Below are 14,318 nucleotides of genomic sequence, written 5' to 3' on the forward strand. Positions count from 1 at the left end.
GGCCGCATCGACGATGTTGATCCGACCGCCTGAACGTCGCTCGCCGCCGGAAGCCATGCTTGGATAACCAGCCTCACTATGAAACGCCCGGCGCCCGGCGCGCCGACCTGATCGTCCATCTGTGTGGTCTGGGCCTGGCGCTGCTCGGCGCGGGCGTGTTGATCGGCCTGTCGATCGGGGCAGGCGGGGCGGGCAGGCTGTGGGCGGTGATCATCTACGCCTTGGGCCTTCTGGCGATGCTGTGTCTGTCCACGGCCTACAATTTCGCGATCGAGCGCTATCAGCCCGTGCTGCGGCGGCTGGATCATGCCGGCATCTTCCTGATGATCGCCGGCTCCTACACGCCCTTCACCACCCAGCACCTCACCGGCGCCTGGGCCTGGGGCATGACCACGGCCGTGTGGACCATCGCGATCCTGGGCGCGGCCGCCAAGCTGGTCCTGCCGGGGCTCACCAAGGGGTTCTGGGTGGTGGTCTATCTGGCCCTGGGCTGGCTGATCGTCGTCGCGCTCAAGCCGATGTTTCCCAGCATCGGCTTGGCGCCGGTCATCCTCTTGGGCGTGGGCGGCCTGCTCTACACCGCGGGCGTCGGCTACTACGCCAACAAGCGGCTGCGATATCGCCGCGCCATCTGGCACGGCCACGTGGTCGCCGCCGCCGCCGTTCATTGGTCCGCCGTGTTGTTGGCGGTGCTCCGGGTTTGATCGATCGCGTCGTCGGCGCGGCGGCACGGCCTTTTAACGGGCCAATCCGATGGGGACCTGGCTCCGACACGCGTGCTGGGCCAGCCCGCCAGCCGCCGCGCCTTGGCCGCCTCGGCCTTGGCGGCCGGGCGGCGTTTCCAGGGTCGCCAGGAATCCTCGGGGCCGATCGGGTCACCCAGGTGATGGGCGGCGATGAAGGCCGCCAGGGGCTTCAGCGGCGCCGGCGCGATCGGGCGAAGCCGGCAATAGCCGGCGTTGCGAAGGCAATCGAGCGCCTCGCCGACGCTGGCGGCGCCCTTGATCGCCGCCTTCAGGTCGTCTTCGACACAGCCCAGCCAGTGGGCCAGCAGCGTGTCGCGCAGGCGGGTGATCTCGGCGCGGTGGACGGCCGAGGTCGCCTCCAGCGACAGGTCGCATTCGGTGTCGAAGCCCATCGAGCGATTGTTGATATTGGCCGAGCCGATCCGCAGCAGCACATCGTCGATGATCGTCAGCTTGGCGTGGACGATGATGGTGCGGCCCAGGGTCGTCACCGGGCTGTAGACCCGTAAGCGTCCGTGACGGTCGGCCGAGGTCAGCGTCTGGATGAACACCAGGCGGGTCTTGTCCATGGTCAACTGGTCGAAATAGCTGGGCGAATGCTCGGTCGAGACCAGGATCACCTCGGGGCCTTCGGCCTCCTTCAGCCGCTTGGCCAGTTCGGCGGCGATCAGCGGCGAGGTGAAATACTGGTTCTCCATATAGATGCAGGCCTTGGCCGCCCGGATCGAAGCGATGTGCAGGGCCTCGTTTTCCCTGACTTGCGGATAGTTCTTCCAAGCCGCCCCAGTGCGGGAGATCACCGGCGGTGATATCATGGAAGGCCGGCGGGATGGGGCCGGGCCAGCGAGGGCTTTTGACCGGCGGGCAGGGCTGCAGCCTCTTCTGGTGATGACAGCCGCCGACCGGCGGCCTGCCGTCCAGCACGAACTTGACGTTGGTGCCGGGAAAGACCCGGCGATCCTCGAAGGTGCTCCGCAGGTATGGTTCTGATCCAGAAGGGTTTAAGGTACCTCTGCGAGAGTCCACCGCGAGTTGGTCGCGGTTTCTAAAAGAGGGATTGGGATGGAGTCGGACCCCGAAAAACATGAAGACTTAGACGAGCTCACTACCGCTATTCGCGATGTCGCCTATCGCTTGACCCATGATCTTTCCGATACGCGAGAAGATATTGGGGACGCACTGGCCTTCGCGCCCGTTGCTCTGGTGAAGCTCCTGGATCGGTTCGTCGCCTATGCGGCCGCGCGGCCTAAGAGGGCTATCGCGATGTTCGCAGGCCTGTTGCTCGCTGGCGCCGTCGTCGTCACTCAGCGCCGTCGCCGACAGACTGAGGGCCCCGCCGCCGCCGCTCGACCACCGTCTGGGAAATAGATGGGCCCAACCTGAGACCGAACATCTCCAAATCCTAGACTGCCCCCGACGACTCGCAATTCGTCGCCACTCCCCGCGATGATTTCAAATCCCCCATATGGCGGGTTTGATCTTGGTCAATGCGATCCGTCGTTGGCCACCTACTTTCCCGTCTCTGTCGGCGCGTCGCCGACGAACGGACAGGAGGCTTTTATGTCGACACTCAAGGTCGTAGAGGTACTGGCGGAATAATCTGACGGATGGGAAGACGCAGCCAAACAAGCGGTCGATGACGCGGCGCGGACCCTGCGCCACATCCGCTCGATCTACATTGAGAATCTGCAGGCTACCGTCAAAAACGGTCGCATCGACAAGTACCGGGTCAATGCGAAGATCACCTTCGCTGTCGAAGACGAGAGTTGATCTGCACCTTCGATCGCGCCCTTGGACGCTCAACTCATAGCACCGCGCCTAGTTATGCCTCCGCCAACCTGATTTGTTTCGGCCACCGCGCCTGGGGTCAGATGCGTCGTTGCACCCCGCCCATGGTTTCGGTCAACGACAAGGCGCCCAAGTTCAGGACGAATGGTGAACGCATATTGATTTCGGGGAGGTCGCGCCGACGACTGCACGCCCAGCAATGACCCCAAGAGCCGCCAACCAGGAGGCGACCGCTGACGCTATCCTATGAGGAATCTCGTGAAAGGCTTTGTCGACGGCATCAAGGATTTGACCTTGGAAAACGCGGCCTTCCGGCGCGTCCGTTACACAGGAAAGCATCTGCAACTCGTGCTGATAGCGCTGAAGCCGAACCAAGAGATCGGTGCGGAGACGCACGTCGGACACGACCAGTCTTTCCGCGCGGAAAAGGGCAAACGCGAGGTCTGGATCGACGGCAAGCGCTCCAAGATCAGCGGGATGAGGCGATCATCGTGCCGGCCGGCGCGAGCCACAACATTATCAATACTGGGTCGAGGTCGCTCAAGCTGTACACGCTCTATGCGCCGCCTCGACACCGTGACGGCGTGGTCCACCCAACCAAGGCCGACGCCGAGGCCAGTGATGAGCACTTTGACGGCAGACGACGGAATCGCCGTGGTCGGCGAAATCCACACGTCGTCGAGGCTCTGATGACAAGCCCGCCTCCTAGACCAGACTGGGCACCCATAGCCGACTTACATCCCACACAGATGACCGTGGGCCTCCGGGAGGTGGCGCAAAAGCGCCTCCGGTGGCGATCTCGCATTCGAAAAGAGGGACTGCGGGGCGCGCCGCGTCTGGTCGTGCCCATCGTCCGAGGACCGGCGGGGGTGATGTACCTAGTCGATCGCCACCATCTTGTGCGCGCGGTCGGGGAAGAGGGCGTGCATGAGGTCCTCATTCGGCCGATCGCGGATTTCACTGCCCTTCGGCCCGATGACTTTTGGCGGGTTCTTGACGCCAGGGGGTGGTGCCATCCCTATGACGCGGCGGGACGACGCCGAGCCTTCGGCGAGATTCCCGCAGAGATCGACGACCCCCGCGATGACCCCTTTCGGAGTTTGGCCAGCGCGCTTCGACGGGCCGGCGGCTTCGCCAAAAGATCGACGCCTTTCTGCGAGTTCGCCTGGGCGGATTTCCTGCGCCTTCGTATTTCCAGTGCCGTCGCCATGGATTTCGAGTGGGCGCTTGGTCGAGCGCTTAGCCTAGCGAGAACACCGGCGGCTCGCGGCCTACCGGGCTGGATGGCAGAACCACATTGGAACCTGGATGCCAGCGCTTCTTCGGCATCGCCAAATGTCGCCCGCTGACGCGGCGCCCTTGTTGAGCCGACCGGAATGGCCGCTGCTTGTCGCCTTGGCTGTCGGACTGCTGATTGGGCTGGAGCGCGAACGCCGCAAGGGCGAGGGGGCATCACGCTCGCCTGCGGGGCTGCGCACCTTTGCGCTTGTTGGCCTGCTGGGCGGCGTCGCCGCCCTGATCGGCAATACGGGTCTTATCTTGGTGGCGGGAAGTTTTGTCGCCATCGGCGCGCTGACAGCCTACGCTCTTGGGGACCGCAAGGATCCCGGGCTCACCGGCGAGGTGGCGCTTGTCGTGACCTACGTCCTCGGGGTGCTGGCGCAGACCAGACCCGCCGTTGCCTTGGAAGCGGGAGTCGTGGTGGCGGCGCTTCTGGCGTTTCGGGTTCAACTGCATCGCTTCGTGCGCGAACGGATCACGGATCAGGAACTGCTCGACGCCCTGACCTTGGCGATCGCCGCCATCGTCATTCTCCCCCTCTTGCCCAATCGGGCGATCGATCCGTTCGGATTGCTCAACCCGTTTACGCTCTGGCGACTGGCCGTCGTTGCGATGGCGCTCAATTTCCTCGGCTATGTCGCCCAGCGTCTCCTCGGCGGGCGATATGGGCTGCTTGTCGCCGGCCTAGCCGGAGGCCTGGTGTCCAGCACGGCCGCAGTGGCGGCCATGGGCGCAAGATCCAAAGATCAACCCGACCTGGCCGCGGCGAGCGCCGCCGGCGCGGTTGCGTCCATGATCGGCAGCCTGGGTTATCTGGCAGCGATCATTGGCGCCGTCAGCCCCAGGCTCGTCGTCATCCTGGCGGCCCCGTTAGGCTTTTCCACAGTCCTGATGTTCATTTATGCCGGCTTGCTGGTCCATAGGACGCCAAAGCCGATCACGAAGCCGGAAGCCGTTGGTAGAGCCTTCAACGGCGGCGCGGTGCTGTTGTTTGTCGCGCTGGTCGGGGGCTTCAGTCTGGCCTCGGAGCTGCTCATCCGCTGGCTTGGAGCCCCTGGCGCGCTCATCGGCACCGCAGTCATGGGGCTCGCCGACGCCCATGCGGCTTCTGTCTCAATGGCGACGCTGCTGGCGGGAGGCCGCCTGGCCGTCGCCGCCGCAGCGCTCGGCGTTGTCCTGACCCTCACCACCAACATGGCGGTCAAGATCCCGACGGCGTTCATTGCGGGAAGTCGGTCCTATGGGTGGCACGTGACGATCGGCGTCGGGCTTCTCCTGGCGGGGCTTTGGCTCGGCGGCTTGCTGGCCGTCTTGACCGGCGCGACCGCCCTCGATTGGGTGGGGCCGGCCCATTGAAACCGCGCCATCAACGAGGTTCGCCCATCCGACCCCTCCTGAGACTCTGAGGTTTCGCAACCCCAGCTTCCCCGGTCAGGGTCGGATGGACAACCTATTAAGAGCTCACACCTAATACCAAAAGCCCCTAGCTCTGACTCCGACAGGATTCCCTGACTGGCCGGACAGTGATTCACTCTCCTGGTTGCAAGGGAGATCGTGGATGTCCGCCATCAAGCTTCGGGTCGATTATGACGCGGCGCGGACCCGTCAGCTGGCGGCGCGGGCCAAGGATCCAGGTCAGGTGCGGCGCCTGCCGGCGCTGGCGGCGGTTTATGAAGGCCGCAGTCGAGCCGAAGCGGCTGAGTTGGCCGGCATGGACCGGCAGATGCTGCGGGACTGGGCGCTGCGGGACTGGGCGCTGCGGTTCAGCGCCCTGGGTCCGGAGGGCCTGATCAACCGTCCGCCGCCGGGCGCCGGCGATGTCTGTCGCCGCAACAGGAGCAGGCCCTGGGCGCGCTGGTGGAGGCCGGGCCCGAGGCAGCGGGGCGCAAGGGCGTGGCGGGCTGGCGGTGTTGCGATCTGCAGACGATGATCGCCGAGCGCTTCGAGGTGCAGGTGCACGAGCGTACGGTGGGCAAGCTGCTCAAGCGGCTGGGCTTTTCGCACATCACCGCCCGGCCCCAGCATTATCGCCAGGACGTCCAGGCCCAGGTGGATCTTAAAAAAACTTCGCAGGGGCGCTGGCGCGTATTCAATCTGGCCTGACGCCCGCCACGCCTGTCGAGGTCTGGTTCCAGGACGAGATGCGGGTCGGTCAAAAGACCCACCGCACGCGGGTCTGGGGCAAGGCCGGGACGCGGCCCCGCCAGATCGCCGACCTGCGGACCGGTTGCGCCTATCTGTTCGGGGCCATCTGTCCCGCGCGTGGGGTGGGCGCGGCCTGGGCCTGCGAGAAGGCCAACACCGCCGCCATGCAACTCCAGCTCGACGAGATCGCCCTGCAGGTCGCCCCGGGCGCCCATGGCGTGGTCGTCCTCGACCAGGCCGGATGGCACACCACCCAAAAGCTGAGACCGCCCGACAACCTCACCCTGCTGCCCCTGCCGCCACGCTCACCCGAGCTCAACCCCGCCGAGAACGTCTGGCAGTATCTGCGACAGCGCTTCCTCTCCAACCGGGTGTTCGACGACCACGACGCCATCGTCCAAGCCATCTGCGAAGCCTCCAACAGCCTCATCGACGAGCCAGACCGCATCAAATCCATCGGACATCGCCAATGGGCCACAGGTTCACGCTAGGGGCGATTGGTATTAGCACCTGCGACATCCAGTCTCACCGACCACAATGCTGCATTGCATCCGCCGCTCATCCCGTGGGTGGTCTCGACAAGAGTCTACTACAGATTGCGTCCTGCACGATGGCGGGGCGAAATCCGTTGTGAAGGCTGGGCCTCAACAGCGTGTTGGGGACGCGAGAGCGCAATTTGTTCACCGCTAATCGATACGCAGGCACAGCAAAGCTACAGGGGGTGACGAGATGAAAGCCAGGAAGGCTCCGAAGCAACCCGGGCGCGATCTCAGCGGGAGCATTGCCCGTCACGGGGCCGAAATCACCCTGCTGGCGCTGCTGTTGCTTACGGTAGCCGTGATTGGCTTCCAGCGGCAGATTTTCGGCCGCGACATCCTGATCTCCCAAGCGACGGCTGGAGAGTTCCTTTACAGCGGCTATGCGGATCAGGCGAGCGGCGGCGCCTCAACACTAGAAGATGCAGATAAACCTCTGCGCTTTACGTGCGCTTTGAGACCTGGCGCGCCTAGCATGTATTGTGGTTACGAGGTGGCGTTCGACGGATATGGGACACGCCCCGGGCTAGACCTCCGTAACCTAGACAGCATCGAGCTTGAATTTGCCTATAGCGGACCCCCGTCGACGGCCCGCCTGGGCCTGAAGAACCGCGACGACCGGTACTCCAAACCGGGGGACCGCTCGACAAATAAAGTCAACAAAGTAGATTTCAGTCTAAAGCCAGGGGGGCAGAGGCTAGTCTTTCACGCAGAGGACTTCAGCGTCGCTGAATGGTGGCTACAGGGCAAAAATCTTCAGCCCGAGTTGGCGAGACGTCAGCTGGACAACATCGTTGGAATCGAGATCTCGACCGGGGCCTCAGCTGCGCCTGGGCGGTACGCGTTTCGTCTCAATTCCATCAAGCTCCGGCGTTCGGCCGCGACGCCTGCGCAACTCTATCTGGGCATCCTCGTCGTGTGGGGCGTAGCGCTGCTGCTTTACATGCTCGTTCGTTTCCGAAAGGCCAGGCAGGACACAGCCGTGCTGAAGCAAGCCAAGGCTGCGGCCGAACGAGCCAGCCGGGCCAAGTCAGACTTCCTGGCTAGTATGAGCCACGAGCTGAGGACGCCCCTGAATGCAATATTGGGCTATGCCCAGTTGCTCCTGCGCGCTGACCTGTCGGCCGGCCATGTGGAGCCGGTTCGAACGATCCACCGCAGCGGAAAGCATCTACTCTCCCTAATCACTGACCTGCTCGACCTCTCAAAAATCGAAGCGGGCAAGATGCAATTGCATCCCGCGCCGACCGACTTGCAGGCGATGGCTGCTGGCGTTTGCGAGATGATAGGCGTGCGGGCCGAAGAGAAGGGACTTAAATTCAACTGTCTGATCGACGACGACGTGGTCAGCGCCGTTCAGGCCGACGAAAAGCGCCTGCGTCAGATCCTTCTGAACCTGCTGTCTAATGCGGTCAAATTCACCGAGGAGGGGAGGGTGTCGCTGGTGGTGAGCCACTTGCGGCGCACTGAACAGAGCGCGACCATCCGATTTGAAGTCCAGGACAGCGGCCCCGGGATTGCAGAGCACGAGCTGGAGCTAATCTTCCGCCCCTTCGAGCAGGTGGGCGCCGTGGGCACTCAGGAGGGCGGTACGGGGCTTGGGCTGACGATAAGCCGGCAGTTCGCTGATTTGATGGGTTCCAGCATCGAAGTGCGCAGCCGCGTCGGGCAGGGCACAAGTTTCTGGTTCGACGTGACATTCCCTCTGGCAGAACGACCCGCAGCGGCTGGCAGGTTGGCGATCGAGCAGGTCCGGGGATATTCCGGCCCCCGCCGCCACGTACTTGTGGTGGATGACAACAACGACAGCCGTAACGTTGTCCGGGATCTACTGATCCAGCTCGGGTTTGAAGTTTCCATCGCAGCCAATGGCGTCGAGGCGCTGCAGCGGGCGCAAGCCGTATCGCCTGACTTGATCTTGATGGACCTGAGGATGCCCGTCCTGGACGGGCTTCAGACAACGGCCATGCTGCGCATGATGGATTCTTTGAAGGGCATCGCTGTCTTGGCGAACTCAGCCGACAGCCCCGAACATGCCGAGAGCATTGCGCTCGCCGGCGGAGCTAATGCCTTCATAAGCAAGCCCATCGACAACTCAGAGCTGCTGGACGCTCTGGGACGGCTGCTTAAGCTTGAATGGACGTTGGAGGACGGACAGTTGCAAAGCCAGTTGTCGCCTACGTGCGGCGGCGAGCCCATGGTTCGGTTGACCCACCTCAAAACGGTTGAAAACGTGGCGGTAGACGAGCCTCTGCGGATTCTTCTCGCCGAGGACAACGCCGCCAACCAGCAACTCATCACCGCCATGCTGGAAGGTACCAGGTTTGACTTGAAAATAGCGGCCAACGGGGCCGCAGCCCTAGGCGCCTTTCAGGACGGCAAGTTCGATCTCGTGCTGATGGATGTTCGGATGCCTGAGATGAACGGCATCGAAGCGACCCGGGCGATGCGTCTCTGGGAAGAGGCCCACGGCCGATCGCGAACTCCGATCATAGCTCTGTCGGCCGACGCGGCGAGCGAGTTTTTGGTCGAGTACCGCAAAGCCGGCATGGATGGGCACCTCGATAAGCCCATACGGCTTGATGAGCTATTTGGGCTGCTCCAACGGGTTGCAGATCGAGACCTCTAGGACCTTGTAGTCGCGGTCTAACGACAAACCGCGGAGCCCGGCGCATGTTGTTTTCGGGCCGGAGCTCGCGATTGCGGCTTTCGGCTCAACGTCCGGAATCTGGAGCCGACTGAGTTTCCGCATCTGTTTAGGTTTCTTGGACGCCCGCCAGGCGCGGCGACGGGGCTAACCCCGAGGGCGGGTGTCTGAGAAAGCTCGAAGTCTGACCCGCGGGATGGCGGTAGCAGCCTATGGGGATTTGAGCGGCGCGCTGGTCCCGTGGGGTCGCGGGCGATGCGCTGTTGGCCGTTGTCGCTGCTGCAGGCGGCCGGTTTGGTCCGTTACGATGCCGCTGATGATGCTCTAGAGGCAGTTCACCACCCTTCTCAAGGATCTGCATGTGCTTTTGCTCCGGCGGCCAGCATTGCCAGCACCGGGTGCAACCCCATCGTTTCAGGGCGTGAATCGAGGATCCGAGTAGACCGAAATCCATGTCGGCCGAGGAAAGCGCACGATCCATCACCCGGTTCCAACGTCCGACGTGTCGCCTGACGAGGACCAACAACATAAGCCATAAGGGTGACGAGCAGCCGCCGTCAGGGGCGACGAAGGGCTTGGGGCTCCGCCCCCGGCGCGCTTTGGATCGTCTTCCGCCCAGCTTCGGCCGGCTTTGCCGGCCTGCCAGCCGGGTCCCCGCGAAGCCGCCCCTCCGCTTGCACCCCCGGTCTCGCCGACGGGCAAGGGTTCATGTTGAACCCCTGCTTTAAGGATGAAGATCATGGGACAAGCCACTGAAAAGCTGAAACCCCGCATCTATGTCGCCTGTCTGGCGGCCTATAACAACGGCTGGCTGCACGGCGTCTGGATCGATGTCGAGGATGACGCCGACGCCGTGCGAGACGCCACCAACGCGATGCTGAAGGCCTCGCCCGTGGCGGGCGCCGAGGAGTACGCCATTCACGATCATGAGGGCTTTGGCGGGGTTGAGATCGCCGAATATGCCGGGGTCGACAAGGTGGTGGCGATCGCCAGTTTCCTGCGCGAGGGTGGGACCCTGGGGCCTTGGTGCTGGAGCACTTCTGTGGGGACGTGGACGCGGCGAGCGCACTGGACGAGGACTATCGTGGCGTCTTCGAAAGCCTGGCCGACTGCTATCAGGAAATGACCGAGGAAACCCTGACCATCCCGGAGGCCTTGCGTCTCTATATCGATTGGGAGGCCATGGGGCGGGACGCGCGGCTGAACGGGAAGGTCTTCACCGTGGAGACCGCCCACGACGAAGTCCATGTTTTCTGGTCGCGCTAGGCGCCGGGCAGCACGACCATCAACGCCCAGGCGGCCGCGCCGACCATCAGCGCCACGGCCAGCAGGCTAGCCCAGCCGGCGGGGGTCAGCAGGCGGGCGGCGGGGCGAAGGCGAGGGGGCATTGAGGGAACCTAGAGCAGGGCGGAATGGCACGCTAGCCGATCAGCGCCGGTTGGCCCAGGCGCTCGACTGGCGCGGCTTGGAAATTGGACACCGTCACCCCCACCAGGCGGACGCCCTTGGGCGAGGGCAGGACCGAGCCGATCAGGTCGCGGCCCAGGCGGCGCAGGTGCTCGCGGTCCGACACCGGGCCGGGGACGGAGCGGCTACGCGTCGCCTGCTGGAAATCGGCGAACTTGATCTTCACCGTCACCGTGCGGCCAAACGCCTGCGCTTGTTCGCACCAGCCCCAGACCTTGTCGGCCAAGGCCAGGACCTCCGCCTCGATGGCGGCCGGATCGGTCAAGTCGGTCTCGAACGTCGTCTCCGAGCCCGAGGACTTGCGCACCCGGTCGCCATTCACCGGGCGATGGTCCTCGCCGCGCGCGATGGCGTAGTACCAAGGCCCCGACTTGCCAAAGTGCTGCTGCAAGAAGGTGAGGGACTGGCGATGTAGGTCCTCGCCCGTGTGAACGCCCAGGCGCTTCATCTTGGCTTCGGTCACCGCGCCGACCCCATGGAAGCGGCCGATCGGCAGGCCCTGGACAAAGGCCTCGCCCTTGCCCGGCGGAACCACGAACTGGCCGTTGGGCTTGCGCTGATCCGAGGCCAGCTTGGCCAGGAACTTGTTGTAGGAAATCCCCGCCGAGGCCGTCAGGCCCGTGGCTTCCAGGATGCGGGCGCGGATTTGCTTGGCCGTGTCGGTGGCGGCGGCCACCACCCCGCGCCGCGCCCCACGGCCGACCGCGAGCGGGCGGCCCTTCAAGCTGGGATCGTCGCGCTGTTCCACCGACGCATAGAAGGCGTCCATGTCGATATGGATGATCTTGCGCGGGGTCGCGGTCATGGCAGCTCCCACTCTAGCAGCATTGGAACGGAACGGGAACTAAGCGTCGCTGGTATTTGGCCTCACCCGCCGGGCTGGAGGCTGTCGGATTGACCGGGGCGGATTTGCGAGCTCTGCTCGAGCGGCAAGATCGGCGGAGATAGGGCCGGGCGGTTAATGGAAGTTTCGCGGCGCACGACGTGGATCTTGGCCCTGGCGCTGCCGCCGAGCCCGCGACATCTTGGGCCGATCCGCGACCGCGCCGTCTGAGCAATCCCCACGCCTCGAACGAGGCTCGCGATCTACGGCTTTCTCTGGCGCTGCCCTGCCGCAACGCCAGAGCGACCATTGAAACGTATGAGGTGGGGTTCCAATATTGAATTGCTGCTGACGCTTAGCGGGGTGTCGCACCGTAGCGTAGGCCATCGACGAGGAGTGCGACCATGCGTTCTGCGCGGCCAGGGCCGGCGTTGTAGGTCGACAAGCAAAGGCTTGCCGCTGCCCCCAGAAACTCATCGGTGTCAATGTCGGCGCGGATATTCGGAGGGCCGGCCCGGCTCATCGCGCACCTGCCGCGAGCAGCAATTCGGTGGGCGCTTCCCAGCCCGCCGCGCTAGTGAAGGGCGAAAGCGCTTCCGCGATCTCCGCCCAGGCGGCTTGCCGCGCCGCTTCGTCGAGTGCGTCCAGGATCGCCATAACCGGACCGGCGGCAGTTTTGATGAACCGCAGATAGTCCTCGCGCGACGTCAGCCTGAACGGCGCATCAACGCGCCGCATCTCGACGTCCACGAAGCCGGCCGTTTTGAAAAGCGCCTGGATCAGTCCCGGCTTGCCGAGGCTGAAGAGGCTTCCGGGCCGATAGGGATCGACCACCGGCAACCCGGCATGCCGCATCGCGATCGAGACGGTCAGGCCCATACAAGGGTTCGTGGAGGGTTCGGAAAACACCAAGGCGCAAAAGCGTCCTCCGGGGCGCAGGGCATGGCGGATGCTCTGCAATCCGCGCAGCGGGTCGCCCAGGAACATCAAGCCCAGGCGGCACGTAGCCGCGTCGAAGTTCGCGTCCTCCAGACCCAGCGCCTCGCCATCGGCGACCAGCGTGCGCACGTTATCGAGATTGGCGGCGCGCAGGCTGGCCGCGGCGGCGGCCAGCATCTTTGGTGAGATGTCCGTCGCGAGCACCGCCCCGCCGGGACCGACCCGGCGCGCGATGTCACAACTCTGGTCTCCGGCGCCCGCGGCGATATCGAGAACCCGCATGTCGGGCTGGATGTCGGCCATGTCGAGCATCGTGGCCGTCGCCTCGCCAAGCCAGGGGCGGATGAGCGGGGCCTGCTCGTTCCAACCGGCCGCCGCGGCGTCCCAAGGGATCGCAGCCGAGCAGGCGCCGCGCTGCTGAAACGTCGATGCCGTCATGGCTAGGGTCTCCGGAAGTATTGAAATGAGTCCAAACCGGGGGCGGTCGCCGGCTAGAAGGCGAAGCGGACGCCCAGATCGACGTTGTGGCCGTGGATCTTGGTCTGGAAATCCTCTCCGCGCGTATCGTCCCCGTGGAGCGTGCCGGCATCGAAATACCGATACTGCGCGGTCAGTTCCCAGCGCGGGGACAGCGGCACGGCAACGCCGGCGACCGCTTGCCAGGCGAAGCCATGGACGTGGTCGTCGATCAATTGAACCGGCGCCGTCGGCGGCCCGAACGGCTTGGACGCCTTGGTCGTCACATGCACCGTCGCGTCGCCGATCCCGCCGCCGATGTATACCCAAGCTCAGAGTCCGAGGCGACGATTATCGTCTGGAATCAATACGTTGTTATGCGATTTCCGGCCGCCTTGTCTCCGGCGGCGCAACCGTCCGCCGCCAGTCGATGCCCTCGAGCAAAAGCGCTAATTGCCCGGCCGTGAGCTGAAGCCGCCCCTCCACAATCGGCGGCCAAATAAACCGCCCTTGCTCAAGTTTTTTGATGAACAGGCACATGCCAGTGCCGTCCCAAGCCAGGACCTTCAGCTGATCGCCGGCCTTCCCCCGGAAGAGGAACAGCGCGCCGGAGTATGGGTCAGCTTTGAGAACGGACTGGACCTGGCCAGCCAGGCCATTGATGCCCTTCCTCATGTCGCACGGGGCGGTCACCAGGTAGACCCGCGCGCCAGACGGCGGTGAGATCATGACGTCGCCTTTAAGGCCAACAGAACCCGGCGAAGGGCGGGCTCGGTCGTCGCCGCATCGACGGTCACCCGGGCGCCGCCCGGCAGGTCGATGACGATCACGGCAGTTGGCCCGGCCGGCGGCGGGGTCCTGACCTCGGGCGTAATTTCAATCGTCGTAATCGGCGAAGCGTTTTGCGACGGGATCACCGCCAGGCCCATTCCGGCCGGCCCCATTAGCGCACGCCAATTGAACAGCTGGCCCGGACTGACGTCATACCTCTGCGCGGCCATCGCCACCGAAACGCCCTCGGCATAGGTCTCGGCGCGGGCGGGGTTGGCGAAAAGGCCGTAGTGGCGGATGCGATGGAATCCGCTGGGCAGGACGTGGATCAGGAAGCGGCGGATGAACTCGCCGGGCGCCAGGGTCATCTCCTTACGGCGGGCCTGTCCGTTCTGGCGGTAGTCCTTCCAGCGAGAGGTGACCCCTGTCGTCCAGGGCGGCCAGGCGGCTGCTGGAGATGGCGACGCGGTGGGTGTAGCGGGCCAGATAGGCCAGGACGGACTTGGGTCCGGCGAAGGGCCGCTTGGCGTAGACCACCCACTCGGCGCGGCGCAGCGGGGCCAGGCGGGCGGCGAAGGCTGCGCGGTCGGCCAGGCGGGCGAGGTCGCCGAAGAAGGCCAGGCGTCCCTCGGCGTGGGCGGCGGCGAGCTTCTCCAGGAACAGTCGCCGAAACAGCCGGGAGAGCACGCGCACGGGCAGGAAGAACCGTGGACGGCAGG

15 protein-coding genes and 3 pseudogenes are annotated in these 14,318 nt (G+C 64.6%); 10 read left to right on the forward strand and 8 right to left on the reverse strand.

Translation table 11 applies throughout. The annotated features are described in order from the left end of the window. Nucleotides 1–59 precede the first annotated feature (59 nt). Nucleotides 60–704, forward strand: a complete 645-nt coding sequence (gene trhA, locus ACP7AG_RS18325; RefSeq protein WP_426032581.1) for a PAQR family membrane homeostasis protein TrhA — start codon at nucleotides 60–62, stop codon at nucleotides 702–704. Here trhA and ACP7AG_RS18330 read toward each other — a convergent pair. Further along, the gene (locus tag ACP7AG_RS18330; RefSeq protein ID WP_426032583.1) at nucleotides 665–1,546 is read right to left on the reverse strand and encodes a phospholipase D-like domain-containing protein; all 882 of its coding nucleotides are present in this window, start codon (nucleotides 1,544–1,546) and stop codon (nucleotides 665–667) included. The two genes, trhA and ACP7AG_RS18330, sit on opposite strands and share 40 nt — an antisense overlap. A 262-nt stretch (nucleotides 1,547–1,808) precedes the next feature. On the opposite strand from ACP7AG_RS18330, the gene ACP7AG_RS18335 reads away from it, so the two are divergent. The 9 genes and pseudogenes from ACP7AG_RS18335 to ACP7AG_RS18375 all read left to right on the forward strand — a co-directional run bounded on the left by ACP7AG_RS18335 (nucleotide 1,809) and on the right by ACP7AG_RS18375 (nucleotide 10,409). Continuing rightward, nucleotides 1,809–2,114, forward strand: a complete 306-nt coding sequence (locus tag ACP7AG_RS18335) for a hypothetical protein (RefSeq protein WP_426032585.1) — start codon at nucleotides 1,809–1,811, stop codon at nucleotides 2,112–2,114. Between the two features lie 246 nt (nucleotides 2,115–2,360). Then, a pseudogene (locus ACP7AG_RS18340) lies at nucleotides 2,361–2,516 on the forward strand (dodecin family protein); the annotation flags it as partial. 276 nt (nucleotides 2,517–2,792) lie between these two features. After that, on the forward strand, nucleotides 2,793–3,224 hold the full coding sequence (locus ACP7AG_RS18345; RefSeq protein WP_426032613.1) for a hypothetical protein: 432 nt from the start codon (nucleotides 2,793–2,795) through the stop codon (nucleotides 3,222–3,224). Then, entirely contained in the window at nucleotides 3,224–3,883 is a 660-nt protein-coding gene (locus ACP7AG_RS18350; protein ID WP_426032607.1) for a ParB-like protein, read from the forward strand. The genes ACP7AG_RS18345 and ACP7AG_RS18350 overlap by 1 nt, the downstream gene beginning before the upstream one ends. Then, entirely contained in the window at nucleotides 3,870–5,171 is a 1,302-nt protein-coding gene (locus ACP7AG_RS18355) for an MgtC/SapB family protein (protein WP_426032587.1), read from the forward strand. Before ACP7AG_RS18350 ends, ACP7AG_RS18355 begins: the two co-directional genes overlap by 14 nt. Nucleotides 5,172–5,373: 202 nt before the next feature. Beyond that, nucleotides 5,374–6,451 (forward strand): annotated as a pseudogene (locus ACP7AG_RS18360) (IS630 family transposase). Nucleotides 6,452–6,689: 238 nt separating this feature from the next. Further along, nucleotides 6,690–9,125 (forward strand): response regulator, encoded by a 2,436-nt coding sequence (locus ACP7AG_RS18365; RefSeq protein WP_426032589.1) that lies wholly within the window; start codon nucleotides 6,690–6,692, stop codon nucleotides 9,123–9,125. 757 nt (nucleotides 9,126–9,882) lie between these two features. Continuing rightward, a complete protein-coding gene (locus ACP7AG_RS18370; protein ID WP_426032591.1) occupies nucleotides 9,883–10,269 on the forward strand; it encodes an antirestriction protein ArdA in 387 nt (128 codons plus the stop codon). Further along, nucleotides 10,194–10,409, forward strand: coding sequence for an antirestriction protein ArdA (locus ACP7AG_RS18375; RefSeq protein WP_426032593.1), 216 nt, complete (start codon nucleotides 10,194–10,196; stop codon nucleotides 10,407–10,409). The genes ACP7AG_RS18370 and ACP7AG_RS18375 overlap by 76 nt, the downstream gene beginning before the upstream one ends. Here ACP7AG_RS18375 and ACP7AG_RS18380 read toward each other — a convergent pair. The 7 genes and pseudogenes from ACP7AG_RS18380 to ACP7AG_RS18410 all read right to left on the reverse strand — a co-directional run. Next, nucleotides 10,406–10,531 carry a hypothetical protein gene (locus ACP7AG_RS18380; protein ID WP_426032596.1) on the reverse strand — a complete coding sequence of 42 codons (126 nt, stop codon included), beginning with the start codon at nucleotides 10,529–10,531 and terminating at the stop codon, nucleotides 10,406–10,408. The two genes, ACP7AG_RS18375 and ACP7AG_RS18380, sit on opposite strands and share 4 nt — an antisense overlap. Nucleotides 10,532–10,563: 32 nt before the next feature. Beyond that, nucleotides 10,564–11,415 (reverse strand): DNA polymerase thumb domain-containing protein, encoded by an 852-nt coding sequence (locus ACP7AG_RS18385; protein WP_426032598.1) that lies wholly within the window; start codon nucleotides 11,413–11,415, stop codon nucleotides 10,564–10,566. A 537-nt stretch (nucleotides 11,416–11,952) separates the two neighbouring features. Further along, on the reverse strand, nucleotides 11,953–12,810 hold the full coding sequence (locus tag ACP7AG_RS18390; RefSeq protein WP_426032600.1) for a class I SAM-dependent methyltransferase: 858 nt from the start codon (nucleotides 12,808–12,810) through the stop codon (nucleotides 11,953–11,955). A 53-nt stretch (nucleotides 12,811–12,863) separates the two neighbouring features. Continuing rightward, nucleotides 12,864–13,148: an outer membrane protein gene (locus ACP7AG_RS18395; RefSeq protein WP_426032609.1), complete on the reverse strand. Its 285-nt coding sequence runs from the start codon at nucleotides 13,146–13,148 to the stop codon at nucleotides 12,864–12,866. Between the two features lie 55 nt (nucleotides 13,149–13,203). Beyond that, nucleotides 13,204–13,557 (reverse strand): IS66 family insertion sequence element accessory protein TnpB, encoded by a 354-nt coding sequence (gene tnpB / locus ACP7AG_RS18400; protein ID WP_426032602.1) that lies wholly within the window; start codon nucleotides 13,555–13,557, stop codon nucleotides 13,204–13,206. Beyond that, nucleotides 13,554–13,829: a hypothetical protein gene (locus tag ACP7AG_RS18405; protein ID WP_426032611.1), complete on the reverse strand. Its 276-nt coding sequence runs from the start codon at nucleotides 13,827–13,829 to the stop codon at nucleotides 13,554–13,556. The genes tnpB and ACP7AG_RS18405 overlap by 4 nt, the downstream gene beginning before the upstream one ends. Nucleotides 13,830–13,847: 18 nt before the next feature. Next, nucleotides 13,848–14,318 (reverse strand): annotated as a pseudogene (locus ACP7AG_RS18410) (IS91 family transposase); the annotation flags it as partial.

It is taken from the genome of Caulobacter sp. DWP3-1-3b2 (assembly GCF_049896325.1).
GTDB lineage: Bacteria > Pseudomonadota > Alphaproteobacteria > Caulobacterales > Caulobacteraceae > Caulobacter.

What these genes read in the sequence shown, in the direction of transcription:
- ACP7AG_RS18335 (WP_426032585.1), top strand. Translation starts at nt 1,809, where the DNA reads ATGGAGTCGGACCCCGAAAAACATGAAGACTTAGACGAGCTCACTACC.
- ACP7AG_RS18350 (WP_426032607.1), top strand. Translation starts at nt 3,224, where the DNA reads ATGACAAGCCCGCCTCCTAGACCAGACTGGGCACCCATAGCCGACTTA.
- ACP7AG_RS18355 (WP_426032587.1), top strand. Translation starts at nt 3,870, where the DNA reads ATGTCGCCCGCTGACGCGGCGCCCTTGTTGAGCCGACCGGAATGGCCG.
- ACP7AG_RS18365 (WP_426032589.1), top strand. Translation starts at nt 6,690, where the DNA reads ATGAAAGCCAGGAAGGCTCCGAAGCAACCCGGGCGCGATCTCAGCGGG.
- ACP7AG_RS18370 (WP_426032591.1), top strand. Translation starts at nt 9,883, where the DNA reads ATGGGACAAGCCACTGAAAAGCTGAAACCCCGCATCTATGTCGCCTGT.
- ACP7AG_RS18380 (WP_426032596.1), bottom strand. Translation starts at nt 10,531, where the DNA reads ATGCCCCCTCGCCTTCGCCCCGCCGCCCGCCTGCTGACCCCCGCCGGC.
- ACP7AG_RS18385 (WP_426032598.1), bottom strand. Translation starts at nt 11,415, where the DNA reads ATGACCGCGACCCCGCGCAAGATCATCCATATCGACATGGACGCCTTC.
- ACP7AG_RS18390 (WP_426032600.1), bottom strand. Translation starts at nt 12,810, where the DNA reads ATGACGGCATCGACGTTTCAGCAGCGCGGCGCCTGCTCGGCTGCGATC.
- tnpB (WP_426032602.1), bottom strand. Translation starts at nt 13,557, where the DNA reads ATGATCTCACCGCCGTCTGGCGCGCGGGTCTACCTGGTGACCGCCCCG.
- ACP7AG_RS18405 (WP_426032611.1), bottom strand. Translation starts at nt 13,829, where the DNA reads ATGGCCGCGCAGAGGTATGACGTCAGTCCGGGCCAGCTGTTCAATTGG.